This window comes from Photobacterium rosenbergii (assembly GCF_033022775.1).
GTDB classification, from domain to species: Bacteria; Pseudomonadota; Gammaproteobacteria; order Enterobacterales; family Vibrionaceae; genus Photobacterium; species Photobacterium rosenbergii_A.
Window position 1 is genome coordinate 177056 of record NZ_JAWJZI010000003.1, and the last position, 12728, is coordinate 189783.

The window sequence follows — 12728 nt, forward strand, 5'->3', positions numbered from 1 at the left end:
GTGCTCTACGCACAAATCTGAGTAGGTACGTCAGCATCACTGTACTGACGAATAGAAAGGCCATTTTCGTTGAACAGGTGCAAGTTGTGGTTATCCATATACACCTTTACCTTATTACCGGTAACGACCGGCTCATCGGTCGGTAGATGAATCTTGAAGCCATCGACACCTGCATATTGGCCAAACAGATAGGTACTGTTGCCTAGCCTTTCAACCACATCAGGTTGGAACTCAATACAAATAGTATTTTCCTCACTGCTTTGGGAATTGAGGAAAATATGTTCAGGACGGATCCCCACTTTGACCGCCTGGCCAACTTCAACACCGTCTGTATGGGCGGCAATTGAAACAGATTGTCCATCGGGCAAGGTAAGCGTCAATGATTGTGGCTCTTTTTTCGCTATCATAGCCGGGATAAAATTCATTTTCGGCGAGCCGATAAAACCGGCGACAAACTCATTGGCTGGCTGATAGTAAAGCTGCAGCGGTGATCCCACCTGCTCTACCCTGCCATCGCGCAATACCACAATCTTGTCGGCCAGTGTCATGGCCTCGACCTGATCATGGGTCACATACACCATGGTGTTGCCCAGCTGTTTGTGCAGCCTCGCAATCTGAATCCGCATTTCGACCCGCAGCTCGGCGTCAAGGTTAGACAGCGGCTCATCAAACAGGAAGACTTCCGGATCGCGAACAATCGCACGGCCAATCGCCACACGCTGCCGTTGCCCACCCGATAATTCCTTCGGCTTGCGCTTGAGCAGCGCTTCGAGCTGGAGAATATCACTGGCATGTTTCACCCTCTGCTTGATCACCTCCGGTTTCTCTCCCACCATCTTGAGACCAAAGCCCATGTTTTCTTCCACTGTCATATGCGGGTATAACGCATACGACTGAAACACCATTGCGACACCACGCTCTGAGGGCTCAACGTCATTCATGTTGACCCCACCAATGCAGATATCGCCTTCAGTAATGTCTTCCAAGCCAGCAATGAGCCTGAGAAGAGTAGATTTACCACACCCCGACGGACCAACGAAGACAGTGAACTCACCATCTTCGATAGTCAGATCGATACCGTGGATAGTTTGTATTTTTCCAAATCGTTTCACTGCGCGATTTAGGGATATACCAGCCATATAATTTCATCCTCTGAGGTTACGGGACGTCAGCAAGGCTATTTATCAAACAACTAGAACGCTATTTACGCTACCTGATTGTAACGACACAGTAAACGTTTCCAGAGCAATAAGACTCATCTTTTTAACATAGTGTGAGCTGAGTACACCTTGTAGCATTCACACAGGACAAGAGTGATAAAGCACACAATTCATACTAAATAAACAATATATTAGATTGAAACCCCTACATAAAACCCTTATACGCGAGAGACTTTCCAAGCTATAAATCGACCATATCATCCAGATCCATGTCACACATTGTGAGTATTATCACTACCATTAATGGAAACGTTTCCTTGATCACGTTTTATTAACACCATTGTCGATATCGTAACCACGCAAATCACTTTGCGTCATCAAACAGCTATCAAAACAACACCTAGAACATACAGAACAACTTGGTAAGCACGCTTGCCAATGAACCGAGATCTCTGCATACATGGAATCGGAGCCTAGTATGATTCATTCTTCTTCAGCAGAAGCAACATTAGATAGAGCCAGTGACTCTAAACATAAAAGGAAGCGGATTATTCCTATTTCTTTAGTACCGTGGGTATTTCTTGCCCCGGCATTGGTGCTATTTTCTATTTATGTCCTTTACCCCATTGTTAATAGTTTCAACCTCAGTTTGTACCAGTGGGATGGTATGGGCGAGAAAGTCTGGGTGGGTTTTGACAACTATATAGAGTTATTTGATTCAGAAACCTTTTACACCGCACTGACCAATAATTTGTTGTGGCTCATTCTGTTTATGCTTGCCCCACCGATTGGTCTGGCCATCGCACTATTTTTGAATCAGGAAGTGAAAGGAATTCGCTTGATTAAAGCGCTATTCTTTTTCCCATTTGTTATATCGCAAGTCATTGTCGGCTTGGTATTCACTTGGTTTTATGACCCTAGCTTGGGTTTGTTAAACAGTATTCTGGCCTTTTTCGGTGCCGAACCTATTGCGCTGCTATCTAGCGATCAATACGTCACCTACGGCATTATTGCTGCAGGCCTATGGCCGCAAATTGCCTATTGCATGATCCTCTACCTCACCGGGCTCAATAACCTTAATCCGGAGCTTATTGAAGCCGCCCGGCTTGATAACGCTAAGGGGCTCAAGCTCCTCAGGCACATTATACTGCCCCAGTTATCACCGGCGACATTCATCGCTGTAGTGGTGACGGTGATTGGTGCCCTGCGCTCATTCGACCTGGTTGCCACCATGACCGCTGGCGGCCCTTGGGGAAGCTCGACCGTACTGGCTTATATGATGTATGAACAGTCAATTTTCAACTACCGGATGGGCTACGGTGCCGCTATTGCTGTCGTGCTATTCCTGATCATGGCTATCTATATCGCCTTTTTCTTAACGCGCATGTTAAGGAGTGAGAAGTAATGTTCCCGACACCTATTAATAAATCATCCCGGACGATAAATATTGCATACCGGGTTGCACTGCCTTTTTCAATTATATTATGGCTACTACCACTCCTGGCTATATTGCTAACTTCGGTACGCTCTATAGAAGATATCAACCAAGGAAACTATTGGGGTTGGCCCACCAGCTTTAATTTAATAGAAAACTACCAGATGGTGTTCCAAACCACCGATATGGGACAATATCTTCTTAGCTCGTTGATTATTACGCTGCCAGCGGTAGCCGGTGCCGTCGCCCTTTCGACGCTTGCAGGTTTTGCATTGGCAAAATATAAATTCAGAGGCAATATTTGGCTTCTCGCTATATTTATTGCCGGTAACTTTGTTCCATTCCAAATATTGATGATCCCTGTTCGCGATCTCACTATCAGTGCAGGCTTATATGACACCCACCTTGGGTTAATTATCTTCCACGTCGCTTTCCAGACAGGTTTTTGCACCTTGTTCATGCGCAACTTCATCGTCAGCCTACCCAATGAATTACTTGAGGCAGCGCGCGTAGAGGGCGTCAGCGAGTTCAAGATTTTCTGGTACATCATCTTGCCATTAGTCCGCCCAGCCCTGGCAGCGCTATCGGTACTGGTCTTTACCTTTATCTGGAACGACTACTTCTGGGCACTGGTATTGGTGCAAAGCGAAGAAGTACGCCCTGTTACCGCAGGGATCAGCGCTCTACGTGGCCAATGGCTGGCTTCTTGGAACCTGATCTCCGCTGGCGCCGTACTGGCTGCGCTTCCGCCTGTCGCTTTGTTCTTCGCGATGCAGAAACACTTCATTGCTGGGTTAACCCTAGGTGCGACCAAAGGTTAAACGGAAATACAACTACCCTACTAATAAGGATAAATGATGAAAAAACTACATAAAATCATCACCGCTACCACGCTGGCGATGAGCATGGCATCGACTGCTTTCGCCTCGGAGCTGATTATCAACTCAGATCAAGCCGATCCAGCACCAAAGGCCGTCTTTGACAATATGGTTGCCCAGTTTAAGCAGGAAAACCCAGATATTACCGTTAAATACAACCTGTATGACAAAGAAGCCTATAAAACAACACTGCGTAACTGGTTGGTTACCTCTCCACCCGATGTCGTATTCTGGCATGCCGGTAACCGAATGAAGACGTTTGTCGACCGCGGTTTGCTGGAAGATGTCAGCGACGTGTGGCAAGCCAACAACATGTATGAAGATTTCACCAGTACCATCCCAGCAATGACGGTTGATGACAAGCAATGGGGCGTACCGTTTACCTATTATCAATGGGGTATTTACTACCGAAAAGATATCTTCGACAAATACGACATCAGCGAACCTAAAACCTGGGAAGAGTTCCTAGCCGCGTCGGAAACGCTGAAACAAAACAACATCGCCCCGATTGCCATAGGGACGAAATACCTCTGGACCGCCGCAGGTTGGTTTGACTATATCAACCTGCGCGTCAATGGGCTGGACTTTCACCTCGATCTAATGGATGGCAAAGTCCCTTACACCGATGAGCGCGTTCGCAATACCTTCAATACTTGGCGTGAGCTGATCGACAAGGGCTATTTCCTGGAAAACCATGCGGGTTACTCTTGGCAGGAAGCTCAGCCGTTCTTGTACCGCGGCGAAGCAGCCATGTACTTGATTGGTAATTTCATCACCCCTAACTTCCCAGAAGAGCTGGAAGGTAAAATGGGCTTTATGCAATTCCCAGCCATTGACCCAGAGATTGCAATGGCCGAAGAAGCCCCGATTGATACCATTCACATCCCAAGCAAGGCTAAAAACAAAGACAATGCCCGTAAGTTCCTAGCGTTTATCGCACGCGCTGAGAATCAAACAAAGATGAACGAGGCACTGCTGCAGATCCCGACCAACAATAAGTCTACGGTCACTGACGATGTGTTCCTCAACAAAGGCATTGCCATGCTAAACAGCGCATCCGGTACGTCACAGTTCTACGACCGCGATACCGATCCGGCGATGGCACAGGAAGGGATGAAAGCGTTCCAGGAGTTCATGGTTCACCCTGACCGCCTGGACCGAATCCTCAAGCGCCTGGAGCGAACCCGTGCTCGTACTTTCAACAAGTAACTGATAGTGGTGAAATCGATACCACTCCAGTAAAAATGCGGTGTTTTGGGTTTTGATTCCATTCAAGGAGTTTCACATATTACTTGAATTCACACTAATAGCTGACGTATTCTGTGACTATTGTGATTCAAAGTGAAACGTTATCCTGGGTTCCTAACTCAAAACACTCATAGATAGCTTCTTTACTTGGCTTACCGAGCAATCTGTACTGCTTGGGAAAGAAGTTTGTTTCCATTGATCAAAAAAGCCCAACTCATTGTTTTGTTGGGCTTTTTATTTCTCTCCATTTGCGTCCCGCCTCTTCAATGTAATCGTTTCCGGACCTTAAATGTCACCCTGTGTGCATTTTCCAGCAAAAACCGCCAAAAAACACCGTTAATGTGAGCTAAATTACAATTTCATTAATTGCCTTGCCTTTTATGAACAAAATACGCCACACCTCACTGTAAACGTTTCCAGGGCAATGCTAGGATCGCTCTTGAGTTAGGACCCATACATAAAAAAACAAAATGATGGAGACGTTTCATGAAACAGAAGATGCTAGCAAAAGCAGTCGGCATAGCACTGGTAATGGCCCCACTAGCCAGCCAAGCGGCAGTAGAGAACATTCAATATTTTGGCTATGCCAAATGGGGGAATATCTATACAGACAATGATGACCACAATGATGGCAAAGGTGAGCGTAACGACGTGATCCGCGCCAGCGAAGGTTATGGTAACTACCGTTTGGGTAACGAGCTGAACTGGTGGGAAGCAGGCCTAAAAGCCGATGTGTGGCAAAATGGCGATGCTTACTTCGATACGACCCTCTACCTAGGTAGCGGTGAGAGTTGGGGTGATGTCAGTATCATCCAGATGTGGTCAGCCGGTCATGGTCTGTTTGCCTCGCAGCCAAATGCCAAAGTCTGGGCCGGTGAGCGCTTCTACCGCCGCCACGAAGTCCACATGATTGATATCAAGTACTGGGATACATCAAGCACCGGTATTGGTATCGAAGATTGGGATCTTGGCTTTGGTAACGGCCACATTGCCTGGATGGCACCGAACTCCAGTGTTGATGGCCGCAGCCTGCATAACATCGATGCCCGAATCAGTGACATAGCTATTAGCGACACCGCCGATCTGACCTTTGGCTTGAACTACATTTTCACCCAAAACTCTAGCTATGAAGAGTCAGATATCACCACTTCTGGTGCCATGCTATCCGCGCTTTACCGCCAAGCTTGGGACTACGGTTCGAATACCTTAGCCCTTCAGTATGGTACCAATGCCCTTGCGGGCGGCTTGATGAGCGCCGAAGGCGGCTCTAACCGCAAGTACAGCACAGGTGTTGAGCATGATGGTTATAGCTGGCGGATCTTCAACTCTGGCGATCTGAACGTCAACGAAGACTTCCAAGTGATGTATTCGATCGCCTATCAGGACAAAAACCTTGATAACAACGACGGTGAGAAGTGGTTCAGTGTCGGTGCCCGCCCTCAGTACAGCTGGACAGATTACATGGCAACGGCTTTGGAAGTCGGCTATGAAACTGTCGAAGCACAAAACGGCGTAGGTACCAATGACATGTACAAGGTTACTGTTGCCCAGATGTTCCAGGCCGGTAAAGGCGTATGGGCTCGCCCTTCGCTGCGTATTTTCGCAACCTACTCCGAGAAGAACGACGAGTGGAACCGTGGTGGCGATACCTACGGCACAGCTATGCGTAACGCCAGCGGCAAGGACAGCGTTGACGAAGTGACCTTCGGTTTCAACGTCGAGACTTGGTGGTAATCACCCGTTCACACAAACTTGACTAAAAATGGTACGGGCCTTTTAGGGCCTGTACCCTAAGGAAAAAGCATGAAGAAGAATCAGTTGGCGATCATTTTGCTTGGCCTGAGCCTAACCGCTTGCAGTAGTATTCCAGACACAGCACTCAATACCGATCTTAACCAATCGGCATGCTGTGAATCTATTGCTGCGCTATCAATCCAACCGTTGGCATTAGATAGCCAACAGTATGTGATTCTCGATGGAAATGGTCAGACTCTCCCTCTCGCCCATGTTGGCAATGAGGGTCCAAAACGCACACCTGCCAAAGCTTATAGTTTGCCGCAAACGGCCTCTCCTTTCATGCTGACAGTCAGTGCTCCGATTAAAAACAATCTAGTCCTCGCCCCGGCTATAGCCATTTATGACAATCAATGGCAGTTGGTCGAGCAGTACACCACAGAAGATTTCCATTACTTTACCAGTAGCCTAGGCGGTCTCGAGCGCATTGAAGGTAAATTTATCCTCAGCACTCAGCTTAACAACATGGCTTACCTGGTGATCCAGCACGATCCTGAGCAAATTGGCAATCAGCTGGAACGTATACACCCAGAACAGGAATTTGCCGAGTCACAGAACATTATCGGCAATAAACGTCTTCCGCTTCATGCGACATTGTCGCCTGTCGGCGTGGTTGAAATGACCACGCAGCAGCACTTCGGAAATCCTGTGGTAGACCTACTTTCAAGCCTAACGGCGAAAGAGGCCTCGACTGCAGCCGTATCAAATACTGCAACGACTATTGTATCAGAACCTATATCAACAACACCTAAACAGACTGCATCCGTTGACACACAGGACTGGCACTATTTCAAACAACAAATTGATGAAGCCATGAGCCGCGAAAAGCTCAAACAAGCCATTGACTGGGCAAACAAAGCCGAGTCAGCAGGCCATGAACAGGCCAAAGATTACCTGTTGGATACCTTGGCCCAATAACAGCCAACCCGAAAAGCACAAAGAATAACTAGCCGTAGGGCAGCGAGCTATCGCCGTGCGGCACAGCAACTAAAATTTTCAAGATTACGTAAGATCAATATAAGTAGGATAACGATGACGGCATTTTCTAACATTATTCAGCGCCGAGACTGGGATAACCCTCAGTCAGTGAACATCCATTGTTTGTCTGCGCACAGCCCACTGGCCAGCTACCGTGACATCGACAGTGCACGGGATGCAAAAAATGCCCAGCGCCAGTCATTGAACGGCGAATGGAAATTCAAGCTTTTCGATGCCCCGGAGCAAGTAAACGGCGAGTTCGTGACTCCTAGCTTCAATGATCAGGCTTGGGACAGTATTCCGGTACCGTCTAACTGGCAGTTGCAAGGCTATGACAAGCCAATCTATGCCAACGTCAAATACCCGTTCGAAGTAAACCCGCCTTTCGTCCCGAAAGACAACCCAACAGGCTGTTACCGTACCAGCTTTACGGTAGAAGAAAGTCAGCTACTAGAAACCCATCGTATTATCTTCGATGGTGTTAACTCTGCTTTTCATGTGTGGTGTAACGGCCATTGGGTCGGTTACAGCCAGGACAGCCGTCTACCAGCAGAATTCGATCTATCCCAGTACCTTGTGGCTGGTGAAAATACCCTTGCAGTGATGGTGATCCGCTGGAGTGACGGCAGCTACCTAGAAGATCAGGATATGTGGTGGCTAAGCGGCATCTTCCGTGATGTTACCCTACTGGCCAAACCTTCACAGTGCATTGAAGATGTCTTTATCACACCAGATCTCGATGCTTGCTACCGTGATGGCAGCTTGTCTGTTGTTACCCATATCAATGCCACTGCTGAACATCAGGTACAGATCCAACTGTTTGATGGTGAGCAGGCAATCACCGAGCCAGTTATTGACCGCCCGAACAACCGTCGTATCGACGAGCGCGGTAGCTACAACGATGTAGTATTCCAAACGCTGTCGGTACGTGAGCCGAACAAGTGGAGTGCCGAAACACCAAACCTATACCGCTGTGTGGTCTCTTTGCTTGATGCCGATGGCAGCCATATCGAAAGTGAAGCCTACCACGTTGGGTTCCGTAAAGTTGAAACCATCGGCGGCCAGCTTTGCCTCAACGGCAAGCCCCTGCTGATCCGTGGCGTAAACCGCCATGAGCACCACCCAGAGCTTGGCCATGTTATGACAGAAGCAGATATGATCAAAGATATCTGCCTGATGAAGCAATATAACTTCAATGCGGTGCGTACTGCCCACTACCCTAACCACCCTCGTTGGTACGAACTGTGTGACGAGTACGGTTTGTATGTGTGTGACGAAGCCAACATCGAAACCCACGGTATGGAGCCGATGAACCGCCTGTCTGCCGACCCGATGTGGGCACACGCTTACATGAGCCGCTATACCCAAATGGTTCAGCGTGACAAGAACCATCCTTCGATTATCATTTGGTCATTGGGCAATGAATCCGGTCATGGTAGCAACCACAACGCCATGTATGCCTGGTCGAAGAACTTCGACCCATCTCGCCCGGTACAGTATGAGGGCGGCGGCTCCGATACGACCGCGACTGATATCATTGCCCCTATGTATGCCCGTGTGAACACCACCATTGCAGATGAAGCCGTGCCAAAGTGGTCAATCAAGAAGTGGGTGTCCCTACCAAATGAGAACCGCCCATTGATCTTGTGTGAGTATGCCCATGCAATGGGTAACAGCCTTGGCAGTTTCAACGAGTACTGGGACGCTTTCCGAGACTACCCTCGCCTGCAAGGCGGCTTTATCTGGGATTGGGTTGACCAAGGGATCAGCAAGTTCGATGACAAAGGCGATCATTTCTGGGCCTACGGCGGCGATTTTGGCGATACCATCAACGACCGCCAGTTCTGCATCAACGGATTGGTTTTCCCAGACAGAACCCCGCACCCGACTCTGGAAGAAGCCAAACACTGCCAGCGCATGATCACCGTCCAGCTCGATAGCGAAGAGCTATTGGCCAACTGTGTCGCGTATACCCTGACGGTGACCAACGAGAACTTGTTCCGTGCTACCGACAACGAGCGCCTGAAATGGTCTCTGCTTGAAGATGGCCGTATTATTGCAACGGGCGAGCAGCTACTGGATATTCCGGCAGATAGCCAGAAGACCCTCTGCATCGATATTGACTTCAAGCCCCTTGCCGGTGCGGTTTACCACCTCAATACCGATATCGAGCTACGCGAAAGAACACCGTGGGCAGAAGCTGGCCACATTGTTGCCAGCGAACAGTTTGCAGTCACTAACCGCAACTCCCTGGCCTACCCTGCCTTCAGCCGTAGCCAAGCCCCTGTTGCTACTGAAAACGATCAAAACATTTTGGTCAGCAGTGACGATGGCAAGCATAATTGGTGCTGGAACAAAGGCAACGGTCTGCTGGAGCAATGGACAATCGGAGGCAAGCCACAACTTATAGCTTCACCAGCAGATAACTTCTTCCGTGCCCCGCTGGATAACGACATAGGTGTGAGTGAGGTTGATTTCGTTGACCCGAATGCCTGGGTATGCCGCTGGGACGCAGCAGGTATCGGCAAGTGGAACCGCGAATGTGTTGATTGCCAGGTGAATACCCTTAGCCACCACGTCGCTGTCACTTCAACCTTCGTGTATACCTTCAATGGTAATGTACAAGCGATCACCGTTTGGACTTACACCTTGGACAGCCAAGGCCAAACCAAGGTAGATATCTCGGTTAAACTGGCTGATGAGCTACCACCTATGCCTCGCATTGGCCTAGAGCTAGCCTTACCGCTACAGCAAGAGCAGCAGCACATCGAATGGCGCGGACTGGGTCCATTTGAAAACTACCCAGACAGGCTATCGGGTGCCCGCTTTGGAAAGTACACCGAAGCACTGAGCGGCATGCACACACCATACATCTTCCCTACAGATAATGGTCTGCGTTGTGGCTGTAACTCGCTGTCTATCGGTAGCTTGAATATCTCAGGTGAGTTTCAGTTCAGTGTCAGCCGTTACAGCCAGCAGCAGCTGGCAGCAGCGAAACACACCAACGAGCTTGAAGCCGAACAGCTAATCTACCTGCGTGTAGACCACCAGCATATGGGGGTTGGCGGTGATGATTCATGGAGCCCGAGTGTCCATGAAGATTTCAAGCTCACTGACAAGCAATATGCCTACAGCCTGTGCATTGAGCCTCTCGGTGCATAACCACAAGACAGCCTTACCAAAGTAAGGCAGGTCATCGATTAGCGGCCTCATCGAAAGTGGGGCCGCATCTCCTCGCCGTTAGAATTCGCCAAAGCAAACTAAGCTCACTCCAGCTGAACAATTTTTGATAATATTTACCTGTAGGTAGCGTGATTATATTGATCTTGTTGTTCATGCGGAGTTTAGATGCAGATACCGACTATCAGTTTTAACCATAAAAAATCGAACCAAGCAGAATTGGAGATCTTTGATTTAGAGTCTCTTTATCAGCGTGAAAACCTGGATCACTCCCCTCACAAACCTCACCGAATTACCTTCTTTATGATGGTTTACATTGAGCATGGAGCCGGCGAACATATGGTTGACTTTAAAAGCTACCCATATCACTCCGGCAGCATTGTCTTTGTTCGCCGCGAGCAGGTTCATGCGTTTGACTTCTCTTCAAAACCTAAGGGGAAGGTCATTATCTTTACCCAGGCTTTCCTTGACCAACTTCATGCCAACATGCGCCTGCCAAACTATACACCTACTTACCTAAACCAATCGCGCTCTCCGGTACTGACATTGGACAAGAATACCGGCATTAGTGCCACACGAATTATTGAAGAGGTATTGAAAGAAATATCCCGGGATAATGTAGACCCTTTAATCGTCATGTATCTATTTTCTTCGTTCGCGTTAATGCTACATCGATTAAGACCTGAAGAACGCCATGATAAGTTATCCCAAGAACAAAGCGTTAAACTAGCGAGATTTTTTGACCTCTTGCAGGTACATTATGAACACGTTCGCGATGCAAACTGGTTTGCCTCGCAGATCGGTACTACCTACAAGACACTCAACCAAATCTGCAAGCTCGCTACCGATCTTACTGCGAAGCAGATGATTGACGCCTTTGTCACGATAGAGATGAAGCGCCGGTTAGTCGTTAGTAATGCCACCACCCAGCAGTTGGCCTATGATTTTGGTTTTGAAGATGCCAGTAACTTTGTGAAGTACTTTAAAAACCAAACAGAAATGACACCAAGCCAATTTCAAAAGCAATATGCCGACCCTCAACTCTAGCCTCCAGCAAACCCACTATTGAGGGTGCAAAGTTCGATATTAACCATTTTCGGACCCATTTCGACACAGATCTCAACCCGACTTGTTCTTATTATTATTCCCAACCGAACAAGAGGACAACAACATGAACAAGCTTACCCATTTCTTCGCAACCACTATTATTGCGACTTCAGCCCTTAGTGTTTCTGCTTTGGTAAACGCAGAAGAGATGACTAACCGCGATAAAGCTGTAGCGGTTATCTCTAGCATTGAAACCGGAGACCAGAGCGCAATTTCTTTCATCAACCCAGAGAAGTACATCCAGCATAACTTGGCAGTCGGTGATGGTCTTGCCGGTTTTGGTGAAGTGCTTAAACAGCTTCCTGAAGGTAGTGCCAAAGCAAACGTGATTCGCACAATTCAAGACGGTGACTACGTTGCTCTTCATACCGAATATAATTTCTTCGGCCCTAAAGCTGGGTTCGATATCTTCCGATTTGAAGACGGCCTTATTGTCGAACATTGGGATAACTTGCAAGAAGTGGCCAAGCCCAACCCTAGTGGCCGAACTCAGTTCGATGGCACAACCGAAATCACAGACATAGATAAAACCGATGCGAATAAAACGCTAGTCAGTGACTTTGTTCAAACAATTCTTATCAAAGGCGATATGACAAAAATTAGTCACTTTATTGGTGACAAAGACTCTGACTATATCCAGCACAACACCGCGGTTGCAGATGGTTTAAGCGGATTAAGCGCTGCCCTCAAGTCATTGGCCGAGGCCGAAATGCCGATGGTATACGCTACTAACCATCTGATTATCGGGGAAGGTAACTTTGTCCTCTCGGTCAGTGAAGGTACTTTTATGAACCAACATGTCGCATTCTATGACCTATTCCGTGTAGATAACGGCAAAATCGTTGAACACTGGGATACCATTGAAGTGATCCCGCCAAAATCAGAATGGAAGAACGACAACGGCAAGTTTGGTTTTGAATAACCGAATCCATTTAGAAACCACTCCCA

At 48.0% G+C, this 12728-nt stretch carries 9 protein-coding genes; 8 read left to right on the forward strand and 1 reads right to left on the reverse strand.

Going from position 1 to position 12728, the window contains the following annotated elements; all coding sequences use genetic code 11:
• Positions 1 to 5: 5 nt before the first annotated feature.
• Positions 6 to 1139, reverse strand: a complete 1134-nt coding sequence (locus tag R2X38_RS08770; protein WP_317521860.1) for a sn-glycerol-3-phosphate ABC transporter ATP-binding protein UgpC — start codon at positions 1137 to 1139, stop codon at positions 6 to 8.
• Between the two features lie 499 nt (positions 1140 to 1638).
• Between R2X38_RS08770 and R2X38_RS08775 the strand changes: the two genes are divergently transcribed.
• The 8 genes from R2X38_RS08775 to R2X38_RS08810 all read left to right on the forward strand — a co-directional run bounded on the left by R2X38_RS08775 (position 1639) and on the right by R2X38_RS08810 (position 12702).
• Positions 1639 to 2565 carry a sugar ABC transporter permease gene (locus R2X38_RS08775; RefSeq protein ID WP_317521861.1) on the forward strand — a complete coding sequence of 309 codons (927 nt, stop codon included), beginning with the start codon at positions 1639 to 1641 and terminating at the stop codon, positions 2563 to 2565.
• Positions 2565 to 3416 (forward strand): carbohydrate ABC transporter permease, encoded by an 852-nt coding sequence (locus R2X38_RS08780; protein WP_222550453.1) that lies wholly within the window; start codon positions 2565 to 2567, stop codon positions 3414 to 3416. Before R2X38_RS08775 ends, R2X38_RS08780 begins: the two co-directional genes overlap by 1 nt.
• A 36-nt stretch (positions 3417 to 3452) precedes the next feature.
• Positions 3453 to 4682 (forward strand): ABC transporter substrate-binding protein, encoded by a 1230-nt coding sequence (locus R2X38_RS08785; protein ID WP_317521862.1) that lies wholly within the window; start codon positions 3453 to 3455, stop codon positions 4680 to 4682.
• 525 nt (positions 4683 to 5207) lie between these two features.
• Positions 5208 to 6455, forward strand: coding sequence for a carbohydrate porin (locus tag R2X38_RS08790; RefSeq protein WP_317521863.1), 1248 nt, complete (start codon positions 5208 to 5210; stop codon positions 6453 to 6455).
• A gap of 69 nt (positions 6456 to 6524) precedes the next feature.
• Entirely contained in the window at positions 6525 to 7433 is a 909-nt protein-coding gene (locus R2X38_RS08795; protein ID WP_317521864.1) for a MalM family protein, read from the forward strand.
• Positions 7434 to 7547: 114 nt separating this feature from the next.
• Positions 7548 to 10655: a beta-galactosidase gene (locus R2X38_RS08800; protein ID WP_317521865.1), complete on the forward strand. Its 3108-nt coding sequence runs from the start codon at positions 7548 to 7550 to the stop codon at positions 10653 to 10655.
• A 186-nt stretch (positions 10656 to 10841) separates the two neighbouring features.
• Complete coding sequence (locus tag R2X38_RS08805; RefSeq protein ID WP_317521866.1) at positions 10842 to 11720, forward strand: helix-turn-helix transcriptional regulator; 879 nt, start codon at positions 10842 to 10844, stop codon at positions 11718 to 11720.
• A 124-nt stretch (positions 11721 to 11844) separates the two neighbouring features.
• Positions 11845 to 12702, forward strand: a complete 858-nt coding sequence (locus R2X38_RS08810) for a nuclear transport factor 2 family protein (RefSeq protein WP_317521867.1) — start codon at positions 11845 to 11847, stop codon at positions 12700 to 12702.
• Positions 12703 to 12728 lie beyond the last annotated feature (26 nt).